This window comes from Actinocrinis sp. (genome assembly GCF_035946395.1).
GTDB lineage: Bacteria > Actinomycetota > Actinomycetes > Streptomycetales > Catenulisporaceae > Actinocrinis.
The window spans coordinates 1-19,340 of sequence record NZ_DASYZI010000320.1 but is presented as its reverse complement, the minus strand read 5'-3'; the positions used below and the strand labels follow the sequence as shown (position 1 = coordinate 19,340).

The following is a 19,340-nucleotide window of genomic DNA, read 5'->3' as shown; positions in this document are numbered from 1 at the left end:
CCGATGGCCCCGCGCAGAACGCTGAGAGTCGGCATGGTCGGATACGCCTTCATGGGCGCCGCGCACTCCCACGCGTGGCGCACCGCCGGCCGCTTCTTCGACCTGCCCTCCGGCATCGAGATGACAGCGCTCTGCGGACGCTCCGAACCCCAGGTGCGGCAGGCCGCCGCCCGCCTGGGCTGGTCCTCCCACGAAACCGACTGGCGTGCCCTGATCGAGCGCGACGACATCGACGTCGTCGACATCTGCACGCCCGGTGACAGCCACGCCGGGATCGCGATCGCGGCGCTGGAAGCCGGCAAGCACGTGCTCTGCGAGAAGCCGCTGGCGAACTCGGTCGCCGAAGCCGAGGCGATGGCCGCTTCCGCCGAGAAGGCCACCGGACACTCGATGGTCGGCTTCAACTACCGCCGCGTCCCGGCACTGGCACTCGCGCGGCGGCTGATCGGGCAGGGCCGGCTCGGCGAGATCCGCCACGTGCGCGCGCAGTACCTCCAGGACTGGCTGACCGACCCGCTGTTCCCGCTGGTCTGGCGGCTGCGCCGGGAGAACGCGGGCTCCGGCGCGCTCGGCGATCTCGGCGCGCACATCGTCGACCTCGCACAGTACCTCTTGGGGCAGCACATTGAGAGCGTCGGCGCGTTGCTGAAGACCTTCGTCGCCGAACGCCCGCTCCCGGCCGCCTCAAGCGGCCTGTCCGCGGCGGGAGCCGCCGGCACGGACCGAGGCCGGGTCACGGTCGACGACGCGGCACTGTTCACCGCACGCTTCACGGGCGGCGCCATCGGAATCTTCGAGGCCACCCGCTTCGCGTCGGGACGCAAGAACGCCATGCGCGTCGAGGTCAACGGCGCTCGGGGCAGCCTCGCCTTCGACTTCGAGTCAATGAACGAACTCGCCTTCTACGACGCCGCCGAGGATCCGGACCAGGCCGGATTCCGCCGCATCCTGGCGACCGAGCCCGGCCATCCGTACATGGACGCCTGGTGGCCGCCCGGGCACATCATCGGGTACGAACATACCTTCACCCACGAGGTGCGCGACTTCGTCATGGCGGTCGCGTCCGGCGAGGCGCCAAGCCCGTCGTTCGCCGACGGCCTCCAGGTGCAGCGCGTCCTGGCCGCGGTCGAGGCCAGCGCCCACGCGAACGGCGTGCAAGTCCCCGTACCCGGTTCCGTGTAAGCAGCCGTATCCACCATCGGAGGTAGGCCTCATGCCCCGCCCCGTCACCCTCTTCACCGGACAGTGGGCCGACCTGCCCTTCACCGAGGTCTGCGAGCTCGCCTCGGGCTGGGGCTACGACGGCCTGGAGATCGCCTGCTGGGGCGACCACTTCGACGTCGAGGCAGCACTCACCGACGACGCGTACATCCCACGGCTGCACGAGACGCTGGAGCGGCACAACCTGCGTGTCTGGGCGATCTCCTGCCACCTGGTCAGCCAGGCCGTGTGCGACCACCCGATCGACGAGCGGCACAAGGGCATCCTGCCCGCCCGCATCTGGGGCGACGGCGAGCCCGAGGGCGTCCGCCGGCGAGCGGCCGAGGAGATCAAGAACACCGCCCGTGCGGCTGCCACACTCGGCGTGAACACGGTGGTCGGCTTCACCGGCTCGTCGATCTGGCACACGCTCGCGATGTTCCCGCCCGTCCCGCCCGCCATGATCGACCGCGGATTCGCCGACTTCGCCGAGCGCTGGAACCCGATCCTCGACGTCTTCGACGAGGCCGGCGTCCGCTACGCGCACGAGGTGCATCCCAGTGAGATCGCCTACGACTACTGGACCACCGAGCGAGCGCTCGAAGCGATCGGCCGCCGCCCCGCGTTCGGCCTCAACTTCGACCCCAGCCACTTCATCTGGCAGGACCTGGACCCGGTCCGCTTCCTCTACGACTTCAGAGAGCGGATCTACCACGTGGACTGCAAGGAGTCCGTCAAGCGCTTCGACGGCCGCGGCGGGCGCCTGGGCTCCCACCTGCCGTGGGGCGACCCGCGCCGCGGCTGGGACTTCGTCTCCACCGGCCACGGCGACGTCCCCTGGGAAGCCTGCTTCCGGATGCTCAACAGCATCGGCTACGACGGCCCGATCTCCATCGAGTGGGAGGACGCCGGAATGGACCGCCTGGTCGGCGCCCCCGACGCCCTCGCTTACGTACGTGCCCTGACGCGCATCGAGCCGCCGGCGGCATCCTTCGACGCCGCTTTCGCCTCGTCCTGATTCACCGTCGGCATCAGGCCGCCTGGTCTGGGCCGGGGCCAACCTCCTGCGTAACGTGCTCGGGTAACGGCTGCAATGCGTAAACCGTAGACGCATGCGCGGCGGGAGCCGGAGTGCCCGCGGCCTCGGTGGACTCGGCGGTCATGGTCACGTCGATGAATGCGAGACTTCGGCCGATCTTGGTCACCCGGGCGGTGATCAGGACGTCGGAGCCGACGATGGCGCGCTGGAAGGTGGTCGACTGCTGAACCGTCGTCATCGGGCCGTAGCCGCCTCGCGCCGCGCAGACCGCGACGACCGTGGCGGTGTCGGCGGCGGCCATCAGCGCCTGGCCCGACATCGCACCACCCTCGCGAGCCAGGCGCGTCGACCACGGCAGGCGCAGCACCGCGTGGGAGTCGCCGACCTCCTCCACGACCAGACCGAGGTCACGGACCCATGGCGCGAGACCGCCGGTCAGGATTTCCATGCCGTCACTTACGGAGATCCTGCCGGTTTCGCGAGACATGGCCGCACTCTATTCGGCTGCACCATCCATCCGGCCGCGCCATGTCGCAGAGCGTTTCAACTCTCCGTAGCGGCCGCCCGACGCGCGTGGCAGGCTGACGCAGTTCGCGCGGATCTTGGCCCGCCCGCGCACGGAACCTGGACGGCGGACATACAAACGGCGGATACACACCGGCCAGACCAGAGGTCGGCACTCGGTAGGCTCGGTCCGCACCCACTCTGCTCCATCACCCCGCGCGGAGGGATCTTGCACATCCGTGATGTCCAGCGCCTTGCCTGGCAGAACAAGGTCGAGAAGGGGTTCAACATCACCGACGTGCCGCTGGAGTTCGCTCTGATGACCGCGGAGGTCGGCGAGGCGTTCACGGCGTGGCGCAGGAACCTTCCGGATTTCGGTGAGGAACTCGCGGACGTCGCGCTGTTTCTGGTCGCGATCGCCGAGATGACCGGGGTTGACCTGGAATCGGCGATCGAGCGGAAGATGACGAGGAACGCGGCGCGTGTGTACCGCCGGGACTCGCGCGGCGTGCCGATCCGGATCAGCGATCCGCTCCTGGACGCAGCCGTGCCTCCCAGCGGCGAGGCCTGAGCTCGGGATCGCGAGAGCGACAGCCGTACCGCTCGTGGCGCGCCGGTCGAACGGCTACAACTGAGCCTTGGCGTCCGACTGGATACCTTGCGTATCTCGAAGCTTCCCCGCACCTGCGAAGCGAGCGACTGCGAATCCGTTGGATCCTGCCGGCTGCGCTGACCGACTTCGCGGCGGACCTCGGAGCCTGCGCGAAACCCCAAAACCTGTTGGCGTACCACGGCCGGCACTGCTAGCTTTCCGGAGGCCGTGCGAGAGAACGAGGAGGTGGTACCCGTGAACGTATCGACATGGGTGCTCCCCTCCGGGGTCACGGTCGGGCGGTAGGTCGTCCGGGAGCGCCGTTCAAGAGCACTCCCGAAAGGTACGATCATGCGATTCACTTCCGAGCAGCGCCTCGACGACGGCGTCCTCGAACGCGAATTCACCCTCGACGAGTTCCCCGGCATCCTGTGGACGCCCGGATCCATGTCCGCACCGGCCCCGCTGGTCCTGCTCGGCCACCCCGGCGGACTGCACAAGATGTACCCCCGACTGGCCGCCCGGGCCCGGGCCTGCGCGGCGCAGGGCTTCGCCGCAGCCACCATCGAGCTGCCCGGGAGCGGGGAGCGGCCCCGTTCCGCCGTCGCCGAGCAGGCCCGCGCCGACCTGCGCCGGGCGCTGGAGGCCGGCGAGCCGGTCGACGAGATCGTCGACCGGCTCGTCCTCCCGCTGGTCGAAAAGGTGGTCCCGGAATGGCGGATCACCATGGACGCCCTCCTTTCGCTGCCTGAGATCGGCGGCCCGATCGGATATGCGGGAGGGGTGATCGCCATCGGCATCCGGCTGGCGGTGGTCGAGCCGCGCATCGCGGCCGCCGTCATGTTCGCCGGGAGTTTCGTGCCCCGAATCATGTTCGAGGAGGCCCGGCAGGTCGCCATTCCGCTGCTGGTCCTGTTGCAGTGGGATGACGAAGGAAACGACCGGCAGTCGGCGCTGGACCTGTTCGACGCCTTCGGCAGCAAGGAGAAGACGCTGCACGCCAATATGGGCGGGCACACCGGCGTCCCGCGGTTCGAAGGGGACGACGGGAACCGGTTCTTCGCGCGGCACCTGAAGTGAGGCCGGGCCGTCAGGACGACAGCAGACAGTAGGCGGTCTCGGCCAGGCCACCGCCATCGAGGACAGGTCCCGGCCCTCCTCGATGGCGGTGGCTGCGGCAGATGCACAACCGCCCCGATCGCGGCCGTTCCGGCCATCTGCGGCACCGACCGGTCGGGGCGGTACGTAGGCGGGAAGCAGTCGCCCATGTCGTGCAGCAATGGGTTTGGGCGACGGATCTCGTCCCGTACTTGGCGCTGCGGACGCGTCTTGCGGTCCCTGCCGTGCTCGCACCTATCGCCCGGCACCGATCCCGGTCTCGGACCCCAACGAAACCGTTGGCTCGCGCGCGGCCAACGGTGAATGCGCATAACCTGCCAGCATGGCCAGCAGTGAGGCATTCGTCGAAGTTGCCGGGCGGTCTGTGCGTATCTCGTCGCCGGACAAGGTCTGCTACCCGGCCGTCGGCATCACAAAGCTCGACCTCGCCACGTACTACGCCGCGGTCGCCGACGGAGTCTTCCGCGCGCTCGCCGGGCGGCCCGTGGCGCTGAATCGGTATCCCGACGGGTTGGACGGGTCGTCGTTCTATATGAAGCATGCACCCAAGGGGTTACCCGACTGGGTGCAGACCGCGCGGGTGACGTTCCCGAGCGGGCGTACTGGGAACGAAGTGTGCATCACTGAGGCGGCGACCGTTGTGTGGGCCGTACAGATGGGCACGCTCGAACTGCATCCGTGGCCTGTTCGGCGCAGTGATACCGAGCATCCGGATGAACTGCGCGTCGACCTCGACCCGCAGCCCGGCACCGACTTCACCCAAGCGGTGGAAGCGGCTCGGGAGGCGAAGGCGGTCTTCGACCAACTCGGCATGGTTCCCTTCGTGAAGACCACCGGTGGGCGGGGCCTTCATCTGCTCGTACGCCTTGAGCCGCGTTGGTCGTTCATCGAGGCCCGTCGCGCGGTCATCGCCTTCGCTCGCGAGCTTGAGCGGCGGCGCCCCGATCTGGTTACCACCTCGTGGTGGAAGGAGGAGCGCGGCGAGCGGGTCTTCGTGGACTTCAACCAGATGGCGCGCGACCGCATGCTCGCGGCGGCCTATTCCACGCGGGCCCGCCCTCACGCGCCGGTCTCGATGCCCGTGCGTTGGGACGAACTGCCTGACGTCGTACCCGACGACTTCACGCCGCGTACAGTGCCCGCGCTGCTCGCCGAACGCGGCGATGCGCACGAGGACATCGACAAGACTGCTTTCACGCTCGACGCGTTGCTGGAGATGGCTGAGCGTGACGAACGCGATCACGGTCTCGGTGACCTGCCGTATCCGCCGGACTTCCCGAAGATGCCCGGTGAGCCCAAGCGTGTTCAGCCGTCGAAGGCCAAGCGTGATCCGGCCGGTTGATGAGTTGACGGGTCGAGTTGATCGGCTGATGGACTTGGATGCTGCCGCGGTTGACGGTGTCCCGCTACGTGGGGTTGCCGATCTCGCCCCGGGTCGACCCATTGGGTCCCGCCGGCCGGGACATATGTTCCTCTGTTCCTCGGGCGCGAACATCGTAGGCTGATACGCCGACCAGGTAACGGGGGGCATCGCCTGCGGTCTGTGGCTGTGAACTGCGCATTCTCCACATGATCGGCTGCGCTGCTCGGCGGGACACAATCCTGCGGTTAGTCGAGCACGTCGGCCAGGTCGTACGGTGCGGGCACGTCCAGTTGGTCGTATCGGCAGCTGAGCGGATCGCGGTCTGGGCGCCACCGCAGGAACCGCGCGCTGTGCCGGAAACGGTCCGCCTGTAACTGGTCGTACTGCACCTCGCATACGCGTTCCGGGCGCAGCGGAATGAACGACGTGTCCTTGCCGGTATTCCACCGGTGCTGAGCGCCCGGCCTGCGATGCTCGTCATCCTGATCGGCGCCGAGCCACGGATGCGGATCGCCCTCGCCGAGCCGCAGCGGTGCCAGTTCGTCGATCAGCGCGGCGCGGCGGGCCATCGTGAACGCGCTCGCGCCGCCCACGTAGTTGAGCACGCCGTCCGAGCCGTGGAGACCGAGCATCAGCGACCCGACCACCGGCCCGCTCTTGTGCAGGCGGTACCCGGCGACGACCACGTCCGCGGTGCGGTCGTGCTTGATCTTGACCATCGCGCGTTCGCCGGGCCGGTACGTGCCGGCCAGCGGCTTCGCGATCACGCCGTCGAGGCCCGCCCCCTCGAAGCGTTCGAACCACGTCCGCGCGAGTTTCGCGTCGTCCGTCGCGCGCGTGACGTGTACATGTTCGCTCTTCCTGAACATCGCGGTCAGGACGCCGCGCCGGTCGGAGAACGGACGTGACGTCAAGTCCGAATCGTCGAGCGCGAGCACGTCGAAGGCGATGAACGACGCCGGGGTGCGCTCGGACAGCAGCCGGATCCGTGAGTCCGCCGGGTGGATCCGGTCGCTGAGCCGGTCCCAGTCGAGCCGCCCGCCGGCGACGACCACGACCTCGCCGTCGAGCACGCAGCGCGGCGGCAGCGCCTTGTCCAGGGCCGCGACGAGTTCGGGGAAATAGCGGGTCAGCGACTTGCCGCCGCGGCTGCCGAGCTCGATCTTCGGCCCGTCGCGGAACACGATGCAGCGGAAACCGTCCCACTTCGGCTCGTACAGGTAGTCGCCGACGGGCACGGCGGCGGCGGACTTGGAGAGCATCGGCTCGACGGGTGGCATGACCGGCAGCTTCATCATCTGTCCTTGAATTGGGCCGGGTTCCAGGAAAGCACGAGCGCCGCGCGCGGGCACGCTTTCACGGTCCGATCAAGTGACGGAATGAGTGATGGACGGGTGATGGATGGAAGTGCGGAGGGGTGGATGCGGTGATGGATCAGGAAGGGGTAGATCAAGAGTGCTGTGGCGTTACTGGCGGGCCCACTGCTGGCTCGGGCTTCCGTCGCAGGTCCACAGGACCAGCGGGGTGCCGTCCGAACTGCCCTGGCCGGTCAGGTCGAGACAGAGGTTCGCGTAGTTGCTGGTGATCGAACCGTCGGGATGGAACGTCCACTGCTGGTTCGCTCCGCCGTTGCAGCTCCACAGGGCGACCTTGGAGCCCGGAGTGTTGCCGAAGCCGAGGTCGTCGAGGCAGTACGCGCCGCCGTCCTGCGTCAGCTGCCCGGCCGCCGTGACCGTCCAGACCTGCGCCGGAGTGCCGTTGCAGTCGAAGATGTCCTCTGTCGTGCCGTCGGCGAAGATCCGACCGGCTGTATCCATGCACTTATTGGTCAATATGTTGGTGAATGCCATGTCGCCGGTTGTCGGCATCGACGCGGTCGCCGAAGCCGACGGGCTTGAGGTGGGACTTGGTGCCGAGGGCAGTACGACGGCCTGCGGTGTCGGGCTGGTCGCGGCGACCGGCGACGCCGACTTGGCCGGGTTCGCGGCGGCGGTTTCAGTCGATCCGCCGTGGCCCATCGACATCGCGACGGCGATGAGGGCGCTGACGACTACGACTGCTGCGGCGATTCCGGCCTCCGTCTTGTGCTCGGCGATTACGCGTGGAAGGCGTGCGTTTCCCGAGACGGAGGCGGATCCGGATCGGGGTCCAGACTCGGATCCGCTCCAGTTGCCGTGCGCGCGCGTTTCCACGACGTCGGCGGACAGGCCGGGGATGACTGGCAGAAGCTGCGTCGAGTCATGTGACGCTTCGCTGCGTAAGGCGGCGGCCAGTTGCTCAGCGCTCGGCCGGTATCGCGGGTCGTCTGCGAGGGAGGCGGCGACTGTCCGCCATAGGGAGTCGGTGATACCGGTAATCGGCGTGGGCGGATATGCGGCGAACGGTGCGTGGCCCGCCAGGCACTCATACAGGAGTACGCCTGCCGCGTACACGTCGGCGGACGCGCTCGCCGGTTCATGTGTGGCGTCGATGCGGTTGAGCAGGGCGGCCATAGCGAAATCGGTGAGCACGGGCTGCGCGGGAGCCCCTGGGCCGGATGGGAGGAGGACGTTCGCGGAGTGGAGATTGCCGTGTGCGATGCCGACGGTGTGCGCCGCAGCGAGTGCGTCACACACCTTCGCGATCAGCCCGACCGCTTGCGCCGGTCCCATCGTGCCCTGGCGCGCCAGTAGCGCGCTTAAGCTCTCGCCGTGGACCAGCCGCGACCGCAGCGTGAGCCAGCCGTCGGCCAGTACGGCGTTGTCCACCGCGACGATTCCCGGATGGCCGAGCCGGGAGACCGCGTTCAGCGCGGCGTAGAGCTCGGCGACCGCGTCCTGGTCTGCTACCAGTTCGGGCCGCAGCAGCTTGAGCGCGTACTCGCCGCCGTCCGCTGCGTCACGGCCGCGCCACACCGTTCCCGACGCACCCGCCCCCAGCTGGTCGAACAAGTCGAACCGACCACCGAGCCGCCATGTGGGGTCAGACACGTGCCGCCTCGTCCTCTCGCCGACCTGTCACGGAATGCCGAGCATTCTACGAACATCCGTGCCGCCATCCGAGCTGCCGTGGTGTACGGGATCGTCAGGGCAGGATGACGAGGTCGCGGCCGGTGAGGTTGAGGCGTTCGCCGCCGTCGTCCGTGCAGACGAGGATGTCCTCGATCCGTGCGCCGTACCGCCCCGGCAGATAGATCCCGGGCTCGATCGAGAAGGCCATGCCCGGCTCCAGCGGCAGCGCACTGCCCGCGACGATGTAGGGCTCTTCGTGCCCTTCGAGGCCGATGCCGTGCCCGGTGCGGTGAATGAAGTACTCACCGTACCCGGCGTCCGCGATGATCTCACGGCCGATGGCGTCCAGGCGTTCGGCGGTGATACCCGGCCGCACTGCGTCTGTCTGAGCGATCTGCGCGGTACGCAGCACGTCGTACAGTCGGCGGAATTCCTCAGGCGGCTCGCCGACGGCGTAGACGCGCGTCGAGTCCGAGCAGTATCCGTCCCGGGTGGTGCCGCCGATGTCGACGACCACCGGGTCACCGGCCTCGATCACCCGGTCGGACACCTCGTGGTGCGGGCTCGCGCCGTTGGGCCCCGAGCCGACGATCACGAAGTCGGCGCGCACGTGGCCCTCCGCGACGATCGCGTCCGCGATGTCCCGTCCGACTTCACGCTCGGTGCGCCCTGCCCGCAGCCACTCGGCGATGCGCTCGTGCACGCGGTCGATCGCCGCGCCGGCCTGACGCAGCGCCGCAACCTCCTGCGGCGTCTTACGCATCCGCAGCGCGCCGAGCACGCCCCCGGCCAGTTCCTGTCGCGCGTTCGGCAGCGCGGCGCGGAAGGCCATGACCTTCTCGGCCCACATGTGGTTGTCGACGCCGACGCGTGCGATCCCCGGCGGCAGGTGTGCGGCGGCGAGGGCGTACGGGTCGTCGGTCTCGTCCCACGCGCAGATCTCGATGCCGAGGCGACCGGCGGGGGAGGCCTGCGCCGCGGGCTGCTCCAGCTTCGGCACCAGCAGGACCGGATCGCCGTCGACCGGCAGCACCAGGCAGGTCAGGCGCTCCAGCGGCATGGCCTCGTAGCCGGTGAGATACCGCAGGTCTGCTCCCGGGCTGACGAGCAGCGCGCCGAGCCCGGCGCGTGCTGCGGCTTCGCGTGCTGCGGCCAACCGGCTGGCCGGATAGAGGCTCTCGCTCGCTGTCGGCTCCTGAACAGACTCCATTGCCCGGTCGCGCATCGAGGCTCCGTCGGTCGGCGTTCGTCGTCGTCACGACACTACTCGACAGTTCGACAGTTCGATTGTTAGGTAGAACATCGCCGACGATTCGAGGGGTGGGAGGGGGCTCGTGAGTCGGGTCCTGATCCGGTTCGCAGGCGAAGGCTCCGGCGTCGGGGAGCTGAGCTGGGGGCAGCAGGAGATCTGGCGGGCCGTCCGGCGGTATGGCAACTCGCTGTCGCTCGGCGGCGTGACCGGGCTGCCGGGCGGAATCACCGTGGCCGAGGTCGCGGCCGGTTTCGGGTTCCTCATCGGCCGCCACCAGGCGCTGCGCACCCGGCTGACATTCGACGAGCACGGCCACGTGCGGCAGGTCGTCGCGGATCGTGGGGAGATCGGCCTGGAGATCGTGGACGTGGGGGAGGCGGGAGACGGGGAAGGGGACGGCTTCGGTGCCGACCAGGCCAAGGCCGCCGACGCCGTCTTCGCGCGTCTCAGCGCGACGGACTTCGACTACGAACGGGAGTGGCCGGTACGTATCGCCGTGATCCGGCACGGCGTGGCCGTCACCCACATGGTCGCTGTGTACTTCCATCTCACGCTCGATCAGTCGGGGCTCAACGCGCTTGTGGCCGACCTGGCGAACCGCGACCCTGTCACCGGGCTCGCGACGCGCCTGGTGACCGGCACGCCGCCGCTGGGGCAGGCCGCGTATCAGGGCACGGCGGCGGCGCGCCAGCAGAGCGTCACGGCGCTGCGTTACTGGGAACGCATGCTGCGGTCCATCCCGGCGCAGCGATTCCGCACCACGACAGCCGACCACGATTCTGGTCATCGCGGCGTCGGGAGGGATAGCGTCGGTGCGCAGGGCACTGGTCATCACAGGGCCGGACGCTACGTGGATGCCCACTTCACTTCGCCCGCTGTGCGTGCCGCTCTGCCACTGATCGCGGCGCGCAGCAGAACGGGGACCGCTTCGGTGCTACTGGCCGCCTACGCGGTGGCGCTGGCCCGTGTCACCGGCCGCAATCCCAGCGTGGCCCGCGTCGTGGTGGGCAATCGTTTCCGGCCCGGCTTTGCCGACTCGGTCAGCACCGTCAATCAACCCGGGCTGTGCGTGATCGACGTCACGGGCATCGGCTTCGAGGACGCGATCGCGCGAGCGGCGCGCGCCTCGATGAACGCGTACAAGCATGCGTACTATGACCCGGCGCGCCGGGATGAGCTCGTCGAGGCGATCGCACGGGAACGCGGTGAGGAGATCGACCTGTCGTGCTTCTTCAACGACCGGCGCGGCCCGGACGTCGACAGCAGCGTAGCGGGCGTGCTCCCTACGGCTGCTGCCGCGCAGGCGGTACGCGACCTGCGCCGCGACAGCACGCTGCGGTGGATCGCGGAGGTGGAGCAGTCCGGCGAACGTCTCTTCGTCCACGTTGAGGATGATCCCGACGGGGTGCTCTTCAAGACCCGCGCTGACACGCGCTACTTTTCGTCGGCTGAACTTGAGGAATTGCTGCGTGGCGTCGAGGCCGTACTCGTCGAAGCCGTGGAGGATGCGAAAGCGGCCACGGCCGTCGGGTAGTCAGTCCGTCGTCAGTTCGTCGTGTGAGCTGTTCGGCAGGCGCTCAGCAGGCCGTCGGCCCGGGCGAGGCTGAAGACGCGCCGCAGCCTGGGGTCGACCCCGTCGAGGCCGAAAGTCATCCGTCCGGTGCGGGCCAGGCCATGCGCCCATTCGAGTGCTTCGACCCCGGAACAGTCGCAGAACGTCACCGCGGTCAGATCGATGACGAGGGACTTGGGCAGCGGCTTGCGCAGGCACTCGATGACGGCCGCGCGTATCTGCCCGGCGCTGGCGATGTCGATCTCGCCGTTCAGCGTTATCACGGCCTCGCCGCGGCCCCGACGTGGGACGGCGCTCAGTATCGGCGGCCCCGAGGCGCCCATGAACGAGCGGTCGGCGTCCAGCAGTCTGGTCATCGCGGCCCTTCGTTCACGGTGTGTACCTGATCGGCTACAGCGACAGGCTAGGTGTCCCGACCGTGAACAGTCAATCAAAAGTCTGCATCAGCCAGGACCGGGCTATCACCCAGTTGGCCGATACGTATCGGCGCCAGCGGGTACACCGGTACAGCGCCACCGAAATCGTACGCGAGGCAGGCGCTTGTGCCGTGGCAGCGACATCCGAGTATTACGTCGTCGCAGGTGCGGGCCGGGATTGGGACGAGATCCCGGCCTGGTTGTACGAGAGTGGCGAGCACCGGCTCGTGGTCGACTTCGGGCCGCGGCATCCGTCCGCCCACGGCGTCCTTCGGGTGTCCCTGGAACTGGAGGGCGGGACCGTGGCCTACGCCACCTGCGGCGTCGGCTACTTGCGCACTGGTCCGAGAAGAACTGCGAGCATCGCACCTGGACTCAGGGAGTCGCCTTCGTCACCCGGACGGATTACCTTGTCTCGATCTTCAACCAGATCGCCTACTGTCTGGCTGGCGGCGGAGCGCCTGCTCGGCGCCGGGGAGCAGGCGCCCGAGCGGGCCACCATGATCCGGGTGCTGCTCATGGAGCCGCGCGACCGGTCCCCTGCCAACCTCCGGACGCTGCCCGCGCTGGCGGACGGCGGAGGGGCGGACTGCTGGCCGACGTGATCGCTGCTATCGCCTCGCGCGTCCCGGTACTCGGCGGCGTCGGCCGCTGAAAAGCCTTCGATGACCGTGCGTAAGTGTTGGCCGCATGCGTGCCGGGCGCGAGTGCGGCCCGGCAGGCGCTCCGCCAGCGTTCTAGCTCACGAGGCGGATTTCGCTTCGATGGTGGCTGGTCCCGGCCGATCGCCGGTGCTTGCTCGCACCGATCGGGACCGTGGTTCCGACAGCGGTCATCAAGTTCACGCCAAGAGCCGGAATGGTCCCGCCGGCTGGCCCGGCGTCATGAAAGTTTCGCAGGTCCTTGACTTGTATGTCGCCCGACGTAGCATCGCTGTGTCTCGACCGCCATCCGCTCCCCACGATGTTCCGGCGATCGAACTTAACCGGTCAAGTTGGCTGCGGCACAGTCCGGTGAAGACTCCGAAGACTCTAAAAGGGGCTCTGCATGACCATCCGATCCAGACGCTGGGGCAGCAGCGCCGCGGCGCTCGCCCTGACGGCGGCCACCACCGTCGCGGCGGTGACTGTGGGGGCGACCAGTGCCCCGGCCGACACCGGCGCGGCGTGCAGCGCCGCCTACACCATCGGGTGGCAGACGCCGTCCGACAGCCCGCCCGACTTCGGCGTCACCGTCACGGTGACCAACAACGCCTCGTATCCGATCACCGGCTGGACGATCTCCTGGAACTACACCGCCGGCCAGTCGATCATCGCGGGCAGCCCGTACAGCGCGACGGTGACGCAGAACGGCACGACCGTCACGGCGACCCCCGGCGGCAGCTACAACGCCACGCTCGCCCCGGCCGCGAGCACCACCTGGGGCTTCCACGCCACCTACAACGGCACGTCGAACCCGGTGCCGACGGTCACCTGCTCCGGGCCGAGCCAGGGCTCGGCGAGCGCCACCCTCTCCGGCCCGCTGACCCCGCTCGGCGTCAACACCGCGTCGTGGGACACGAACTTCGTCGACCCGGCGATCTCCACCTACCTGAACAACTCGCACACCGGCCTGATCCGCTATCCCGGCGGCTCGTGGGCCGATGAGTATTTCTGGCAGACCAACACCGCCAAGGGCCAGACCCAGCCGGTGAACTTCGCCCAGTACTCCAGCCAGGTCGACTCGATCAGCGGCGGGCAGAAGTTCGTCACGGTCAACTACGGCCAGGACACCGCGGCCAGCGCGGGCGCGTGGGCGAAGCAGGCCGCGACGACGGCGGGCCAGAACGTCTCGCTCTGGGAGATCGCCAACGAGAACTACGGGTCCTGGGAGACCGACAACCACACCGGGGCGCACACCGCCGCCGCCTACGCCAGCAACGGCCTGGCCTACATGCAGGCGATCAAGTCGGCCGACCCGAAGGCGCAGGTCTGCTACGACTACGCGATGGACGGCGGCCTGGCCCCCGGCTCCGGCGTGACCGACTTCCAGAACTGGAACAGCACCATCCTTCAGGCCGACGCCGCCAATATCGACTGCGCCGACGTGCACTGGTACCCGATCAACGGCGTGCCGACCGAGAGCGTGCAGTCGATCATGGAGCTGATCGACAACATCCCGGCCGCGGCAGCCGAGGTGAAGTCCGCGCTGACCACCTACGACCCGAAGGCGTACTTCGTGGTCGGCGAGACGAACATGTCGCAGACCGCGAACGAGTGGAACGAGGAGCCGGTCGGCGCCCTGTTCTCGGCCGCCAACGCCCTGGAGTGGCTCGCGAACGGCGCGCAGAGCGTGGACTGGTGGGACGTGCACAACTACGGCACGCCGACCGCCGACTTCGGCATGTTCTCCTCCGCGAGCAGCGGCGAGCCGGCGATGGACACGCCGTACGCGCCGTACTACGGCTACGCGCTGGCCTCGAAGCTCGCGGTCAGCGGCGCAAAGGTCAGCACCCTGAACGTCTCGACGCCGAACATCTACGGGTACTCCTCCAGCCAGCCGGGCGGCTCCTACTCGGTGCTGCTCGCGAACGCGGACCCGTCGAACGCTTACACGGTGAGCACGTCCAGCCTCGGGATCACCAGCAACTCGGAGACCGAGTACGTGTACAGCGCGGCCAACCCGACGATCGCGCAGAGCACCTTCACCGGCGGCACGCTGTCGATCCCGGCCGAGTCGGTGGTCGTGCTGACCAACGGCACCGGCATCTCTCCCTCCACTTCACCGTCGCCGTCCCCGTCGGCCAGCCCGTCGCACTCGGCCTCGGCGAGCCCGTCGGCGTCGGCCTCCGCTTCGCCTTCCGCCAGTGCTTCGCCATCGCACTCGGCGTCCGCGTCCCCATCGGCCTCGCCCTCGGCGAGCGCTACTGGTTCGTCCGCGGGCTGCACGGTGAGCTGGTCGCTGGTCAATTCGTGGGGCGGTGGCTTCCAACTCGGCTTCACCGTCACCGACTCCGGAACGGCGGCGACGACCGGCTGGACGGTCGGCTGGTCCTGGCCGGGATCGCAGACCGTCTCGCAGATCTGGAACGCCACTGACACACAAACCGGGGCCGCGGTCAGTGCGGTCAATATGAGCTACAACGGCGCGTTGTCGCCGGGCGGCTCGACAACGTTCGGGCTCAACGGAAACGGCGCGACACCGGCTTCACTCCCCAACCTGAGTTGCACAGCGCACTGACGCACTGACGCTGTATTAGATCAATGACGATGCTGTATTAGTTCAACGCAACATCAGACAGTCCCGGCTGGTCGGCGCACTGGAAGTAGTGTGCCGACCAGCCGGTTGGCGTTCACGCCAACGCGCCAAGCCGTGGCGTGTGACCCAGTCCGCGATCGCGGTCTCGATCGCGGTCTCGATCGCTACCGTGGTGAGCGCAGTGGGGCGTGGTTGCGGGCCGCGCTGCCGCCGACCGTGGCGCCTCACGGCAACCGCGCCAATGTGGCGCCACACTGGCGCGGTTGCCGGGGCGCGGCGCCGTGAGCGGCGCCTGTGACAGCAGTTCTCTGAGGGTGATGTTCTCGTCACATCGCCGTGGCCGAAAATGCTCCTTCGCCCGCCCCACCAGCCACAAGACGGGCACTGAGAGCGTAAATCTCAGACCCCTGCTGATCTCGCACTAAGCAACCTAGAAGACGTCCGCCGTGCGGCCGTGGGAACACAATTGACGGTGGCGGCCGACGTCGGAACCGGCCGTTTTCGGTACCCATGACACTACGAGGGGGCTTGTCGGTGGCGGTAGAACGCAATGGAGCGCGCCCACGACGGGCCACCGACCCCGAGGTCCTGGACTGATCAAGCACGCCGATAGCAGACCATCACTGACCAGGCGGGACGACCCTGCGGCCGTCGCGTGTCAGGCGGTCGGCGCACCGTGATCCGGTGCGCTCGCCGCCCACGAGGTCCGGCCGCATCGAGCCAGTACCCAGGAGCCATCGTGAATTCACACACTTTCTTCCGCGCGCCTAGCGAACCACGGCTGACGGGTTCGGTGGACTGTGCGCGCTGACAGCGACAAACCGGCGACGGTGCGCCTGACCCCGGCTGAATGCAATACCCACGAGATCTACTGGTGGGGCGGGCTGGAACCGTTACGCGGTTACCTGTCGCGCGCCGACCTCGACAGCGTGCAGAGCCGGGGCCGGCTCGCGGACGGCACGCCCTGGCTGTTGCCGTGGGTGCTGCGGCCCAACGGCGCGGTGGGCACGAACCAGACCGTCGAGCTGCGTGAACCCGAGGGCCACCTGATCGGCACGACGGACGTCACCGAGGTGTGGAGCGCGGCGGGTCTGGACCACGTCGCCGGCGAGGTGCGGCTGGCCCGCGCTCCCCAGACCGGGATGTTCCGCGGTATGCACCGCGAGCCGTCGTCGCTGGCCGGCAGCGGGTCGAGGACGGCTCTGGCGGTGGCCGGCCCGGTTTCCCCGGCCGCGGTGGCGGGTGCGCTGCGGGTCGCGGCCGACGACGGCGGTCCGCTTCTGCTCATGCCGATGGTGGGCGCGGGGGAGTACGGATACGGCGAGTCGACCGTGGCGGCCGCGCGGACCACGCTGGCGTTGCAGGAAGCACTGGGCGACCGGGTCGAGGTCGCGGCCCTGCCGATCTGCCCGGACGAACTGGACGAGCCGCCCGGACTGTGGCTCGCCGCGAAGACGGCCCACGCCTTCGGCGTCGAGACCCTGCTGGTCGATCGGGAGCACGTCGACCTGCCGATCGCGCCGGGCACCGCGCGGATCATGCGCAGTCCGCAGCTTCCGGGGCTCGCCGGCCCGCTGGCCGACGGCCTGGAGCGGGTCGCCGAGATCACGTCGGGCCGCGGCCACCGCGGGCTAGTGGTGCTGATGACCGGGCTGCCGGCCTCCGGCAAGTCGACGATCGCACGCGGGCTGCGCGACTGGATCGTCGCGGGCACCACGCGCACCGTGACGCTGCTCGACGGCGACATCGTGCGCGCGACGCTGTCGTCGGACCTGTCGTTCAGCCGCGCCGACCGGCTGAAGAACCTGGAGCGCCTGGCCACCGTCGCGGCGGAGTGTTGCCGGCACGGCGGCGTCGTTCTATGCGCCCCAGTGGCGCCGCACGCCCAGGGCCGCAACCTGTTCCGCCGCATCGTCCACGACGTCGCGGACTTCCTGCTCGTACACGTGGCGACCCCGGTGGAGGAGTGCCAGCGTCGTGACCCGAAGGGCCTGTACGCCGCCGCCGCCGCGGGCAAGTTGTCCGGCCTGACAGGCGTCGACGACGACTATGAAGAGCCGATTGACGCTGACATGCGCGTCGGGTTGAGCCAGAGCCCGCCGGAACAGGCCATCCAGCGGATCCGTGACGAGCTGTTGGTCCGGGGCTGGCTCGAAGCCGCGCCGTGGACGGCGGCGGTTCCGGTCTGACGCGGTATCGAGCCTGACGCGGCATCGATCTGACCCGGTATTGATCTGACACCGTGTCAAATCAGGACGGCGGCCGGATCCTCTGACGATCCGGCCGCCGTTGTCTTCACGCCGTTCGTGGTCACAACACGCCGGTGAGGGCGACGGCCCCGACGATGGCCGCCATGATCAAAGTCATCTCGACGACAGTCTGAATGGCCACCCTGCGAGTGCGGGCGGCGATGTCGTCCTGGAATTCCTTTGTGTCGTTGACGCGCGGAAAGGGCGTTTCCGGGACCGGTACGCCGAGAAAGGCGCACAGCGGCTCCCAGCCTTCCGAGACCTGGAAGACGAGCAGCCGGTCGGCGGGTACGTACGCCTTGACGTCCTCGTTGTGCTTGAGGAACGCCTTGATCGCGACGTCGCGGTCGCCGGGCCGGCTGAAGTGGACGTCCCCGAACGTCCGAGTCAGGACCCTGTCAAGCATCAGGGGCACTCGCGCGGCGCCCGGGGTCATCACGCACAAGAAGCGGTACATGGCGCGCTGGAAGCCGTTGCGGCGGCGCAGCGGCCAGCGGAAGAGGGTTTTGGCCATGCTGTCGACCCACCGCTGCGGGTCGCGCTCGCTCAGGACGACCTTCGCCTTCGGGAAGGCGTCGACCAGCTCACGCCAGAACGCGGTCCCGGGCCAGTCCATCGTCGACCCGTAGCCGCGGTACACCTCGTCCCAGTCGGGGGTGGCGCCGTCGAGGATGCGGATCCAGGCCGCAGGCCGCTCGGCGTGGTCCTGCACTTCCTTCATGTGATAGCAGGGCCCGAAGCCGAGTTCCTCAAGCGCCAGCTTGAGCGAGTTGGTTCCGGTCCGGCCCATGCCGACCCCAATGACATCCATGGTCGCAAGGCTATGGTCGGGTCAGGGCTCGACCTTCTCCGAGCTTGCCCGGTATCCATCGACAGCTGATTATCACATACTTGATCACAATGCCCGGCCGATGACGAGATCGGCCGGGCGCGATGGTGTGAATGCGAGGGTGAAAACGATTGCAGGAGGGGCGCGTCAGGGCAGCAGATGCGTCAGCAGAGCGACCCCGAGGGCGGCCGTCATGATCACCGTGGTGCTGGCGACAACCTGGAACGTCGACCTGTTGCGGCGGGCGACGATGTCCTTCTGGAAGGCCTCGGTGTCGTTCACTCGCGGGAACGGCGTCTCCGGGACGGGCACGCCGAGGAAGGCGCACAGCGGCTCCCAGCCCTCCTTGACGTCGTGCACCAGCAGCCGGTCGGCGGGTACGTACGCCTTCACGTCCTCGTTGTGCTTGTGGAAGGACTCGATGGCGTACTCGCGGTCGGCGGGTCGGTCGCGCCCGAACTCGTGGCCGCCGAACACCCGCCGGAACACCTTGTCGAGCATCCGCGGCTCCGCCATGGCCGGCGGGTTGATCAGGCTGATGAAGTTGTACATGAAGCGCTCTATGCCGGAGAGGCGGTGCAGCGGGAAACGGATGATGGTCTTGAACATGCTGTCCGCCCAACCCTCCGGGTCGCGGACGCTCAGGATGACCTTCGCCTTCGGGTAGGTGTCCACCAGTTCCCGCCAGTAGCCGGCGCCCGGCCAGTCCACCGTCGACCGGAAACCGCTGTACACCTCGTCCCAGTCGGGCATGCCGGTGCCGTCGGTGACCTTTCGCCAGGTCTTGATCCGATCGCGCCGGCCCATCACCTCTTTCATGTGATAACAGGGCCCGTAGCCGAGTTCCTCAAGCGCGAGCTTGAGCGACAACGTGCCGGTGCGACCCATGCCGACCCCAATTACTTCCATGCCAGTGAAAGTAGGCGCGGGTGAGGAGCCTCAACTTCTCTGGCCTTGCCCGATATCACCGGGCTCCA

Annotated in this window: 16 protein-coding genes; 9 read left to right on the top strand and 7 right to left on the bottom strand. The window is 68.5% G+C overall.

What is annotated here, in order from left to right; all coding sequences use genetic code 11:
- Positions 1–3: 3 nt before the first annotated feature.
- Both VGS97_RS19480 and VGS97_RS19475 read left to right on the top strand, forming a co-directional pair.
- The gene (locus tag VGS97_RS19480) at positions 4–1,182 is read left to right on the top strand and encodes a Gfo/Idh/MocA family oxidoreductase (RefSeq protein ID WP_326855018.1); all 1,179 of its coding nucleotides are present in this window, start codon (positions 4–6) and stop codon (positions 1,180–1,182) included.
- 31 nt (positions 1,183–1,213) lie between these two features.
- Entirely contained in the window at positions 1,214–2,218 is a 1,005-nt protein-coding gene (locus VGS97_RS19475; RefSeq protein ID WP_326855017.1) for a sugar phosphate isomerase/epimerase family protein, read from the top strand.
- A gap of 13 nt (positions 2,219–2,231) precedes the next feature.
- Here VGS97_RS19475 and VGS97_RS19470 read toward each other — a convergent pair whose 3' ends face one another.
- Positions 2,232–2,726, bottom strand: a complete 495-nt coding sequence (locus VGS97_RS19470; protein ID WP_326855016.1) for a PaaI family thioesterase — start codon at positions 2,724–2,726, stop codon at positions 2,232–2,234.
- Between the two features lie 246 nt (positions 2,727–2,972).
- On the opposite strand from VGS97_RS19470, the gene VGS97_RS19465 reads away from it, so the two are divergent.
- The 3 genes from VGS97_RS19465 (at position 2,973) to ligD (ending at position 5,796) form a co-directional block, all read left to right on the top strand.
- Positions 2,973–3,314: a hypothetical protein gene (locus tag VGS97_RS19465; protein ID WP_326855015.1), complete on the top strand. Its 342-nt coding sequence runs from the start codon at positions 2,973–2,975 to the stop codon at positions 3,312–3,314.
- Between the two features lie 372 nt (positions 3,315–3,686).
- Positions 3,687–4,415, top strand: coding sequence for an alpha/beta hydrolase (locus VGS97_RS19460; RefSeq protein ID WP_326855014.1), 729 nt, complete (start codon positions 3,687–3,689; stop codon positions 4,413–4,415).
- A gap of 361 nt (positions 4,416–4,776) precedes the next feature.
- Positions 4,777–5,796, top strand: a complete 1,020-nt coding sequence (ligD, locus tag VGS97_RS19455; protein WP_326855013.1) for a non-homologous end-joining DNA ligase — start codon at positions 4,777–4,779, stop codon at positions 5,794–5,796.
- A 266-nt stretch (positions 5,797–6,062) separates the two neighbouring features.
- Here the strand turns inward: ligD and VGS97_RS19450 are convergent, their stop codons facing one another.
- From VGS97_RS19450 to VGS97_RS19440, 3 genes are all read right to left on the bottom strand, one after another.
- Positions 6,063–7,112, bottom strand: a complete 1,050-nt coding sequence (locus tag VGS97_RS19450) for an ATP-dependent DNA ligase (RefSeq protein ID WP_326855012.1) — start codon at positions 7,110–7,112, stop codon at positions 6,063–6,065.
- A gap of 171 nt (positions 7,113–7,283) precedes the next feature.
- A complete protein-coding gene (locus VGS97_RS19445; protein ID WP_326855011.1) occupies positions 7,284–8,786 on the bottom strand; it encodes a serine/threonine protein kinase in 1,503 nt (500 codons plus the stop codon).
- A gap of 94 nt (positions 8,787–8,880) precedes the next feature.
- Complete coding sequence (locus VGS97_RS19440; RefSeq protein WP_326855010.1) at positions 8,881–10,032, bottom strand: Xaa-Pro peptidase family protein; 1,152 nt, start codon at positions 10,030–10,032, stop codon at positions 8,881–8,883.
- Between the two features lie 109 nt (positions 10,033–10,141).
- On the opposite strand from VGS97_RS19440, the gene VGS97_RS19435 reads away from it, so the two are divergent.
- Positions 10,142–11,593: a condensation domain-containing protein gene (locus VGS97_RS19435; protein ID WP_326855009.1), complete on the top strand. Its 1,452-nt coding sequence runs from the start codon at positions 10,142–10,144 to the stop codon at positions 11,591–11,593.
- Positions 11,594–11,604: 11 nt separating this feature from the next.
- Here VGS97_RS19435 and VGS97_RS19430 read toward each other — a convergent pair whose 3' ends face one another.
- On the bottom strand, positions 11,605–11,988 hold the full coding sequence (locus VGS97_RS19430; RefSeq protein WP_326855008.1) for an STAS domain-containing protein: 384 nt from the start codon (positions 11,986–11,988) through the stop codon (positions 11,605–11,607).
- A 191-nt stretch (positions 11,989–12,179) separates the two neighbouring features.
- Between VGS97_RS19430 and VGS97_RS19425 the strand changes: the two genes are divergently transcribed.
- The 3 genes from VGS97_RS19425 to VGS97_RS19415 all read left to right on the top strand — a co-directional run bounded on the left by VGS97_RS19425 (position 12,180) and on the right by VGS97_RS19415 (position 17,474).
- On the top strand, positions 12,180–12,653 hold the full coding sequence (locus tag VGS97_RS19425; protein ID WP_326855007.1) for a hypothetical protein: 474 nt from the start codon (positions 12,180–12,182) through the stop codon (positions 12,651–12,653).
- 442 nt (positions 12,654–13,095) lie between these two features.
- On the top strand, positions 13,096–15,267 hold the full coding sequence (locus VGS97_RS19420) for a cellulose binding domain-containing protein (protein WP_326855006.1): 2,172 nt from the start codon (positions 13,096–13,098) through the stop codon (positions 15,265–15,267).
- Positions 15,268–16,085: 818 nt separating this feature from the next.
- Positions 16,086–17,474 carry an adenylyl-sulfate kinase gene (locus tag VGS97_RS19415; RefSeq protein WP_326855005.1) on the top strand — a complete coding sequence of 463 codons (1,389 nt, stop codon included), beginning with the start codon at positions 16,086–16,088 and terminating at the stop codon, positions 17,472–17,474.
- Between the two features lie 121 nt (positions 17,475–17,595).
- Here the strand turns inward: VGS97_RS19415 and VGS97_RS19410 are convergent, their stop codons facing one another.
- Both VGS97_RS19410 and VGS97_RS19405 read right to left on the bottom strand, forming a co-directional pair.
- Positions 17,596–18,345, bottom strand: coding sequence for a sulfotransferase family protein (locus VGS97_RS19410; RefSeq protein WP_326855004.1), 750 nt, complete (start codon positions 18,343–18,345; stop codon positions 17,596–17,598).
- A 165-nt stretch (positions 18,346–18,510) separates the two neighbouring features.
- Complete coding sequence (locus tag VGS97_RS19405) at positions 18,511–19,272, bottom strand: sulfotransferase family protein (RefSeq protein WP_326855003.1); 762 nt, start codon at positions 19,270–19,272, stop codon at positions 18,511–18,513.
- Positions 19,273–19,340 lie beyond the last annotated feature (68 nt).

What these genes read in the sequence shown, in the direction of transcription:
- VGS97_RS19480 (WP_326855018.1), top strand. Translation starts at nt 4, where the DNA reads ATGGCCCCGCGCAGAACGCTGAGAGTCGGCATGGTCGGATACGCCTTC.
- VGS97_RS19475 (WP_326855017.1), top strand. Translation starts at nt 1,214, where the DNA reads ATGCCCCGCCCCGTCACCCTCTTCACCGGACAGTGGGCCGACCTGCCC.
- VGS97_RS19470 (WP_326855016.1), bottom strand. Translation starts at nt 2,726, where the DNA reads ATGTCTCGCGAAACCGGCAGGATCTCCGTAAGTGACGGCATGGAAATC.
- VGS97_RS19460 (WP_326855014.1), top strand. Translation starts at nt 3,687, where the DNA reads ATGCGATTCACTTCCGAGCAGCGCCTCGACGACGGCGTCCTCGAACGC.
- ligD (WP_326855013.1), top strand. Translation starts at nt 4,777, where the DNA reads ATGGCCAGCAGTGAGGCATTCGTCGAAGTTGCCGGGCGGTCTGTGCGT.
- VGS97_RS19450 (WP_326855012.1), bottom strand. Translation starts at nt 7,112, where the DNA reads ATGAAGCTGCCGGTCATGCCACCCGTCGAGCCGATGCTCTCCAAGTCC.
- VGS97_RS19440 (WP_326855010.1), bottom strand. Translation starts at nt 10,032, where the DNA reads ATGCGCGACCGGGCAATGGAGTCTGTTCAGGAGCCGACAGCGAGCGAG.
- VGS97_RS19430 (WP_326855008.1), bottom strand. Translation starts at nt 11,988, where the DNA reads ATGACCAGACTGCTGGACGCCGACCGCTCGTTCATGGGCGCCTCGGGG.
- VGS97_RS19420 (WP_326855006.1), top strand. Translation starts at nt 13,096, where the DNA reads ATGACCATCCGATCCAGACGCTGGGGCAGCAGCGCCGCGGCGCTCGCC.
- VGS97_RS19410 (WP_326855004.1), bottom strand. Translation starts at nt 18,345, where the DNA reads ATGGATGTCATTGGGGTCGGCATGGGCCGGACCGGAACCAACTCGCTC.
- VGS97_RS19405 (WP_326855003.1), bottom strand. Translation starts at nt 19,272, where the DNA reads ATGGAAGTAATTGGGGTCGGCATGGGTCGCACCGGCACGTTGTCGCTC.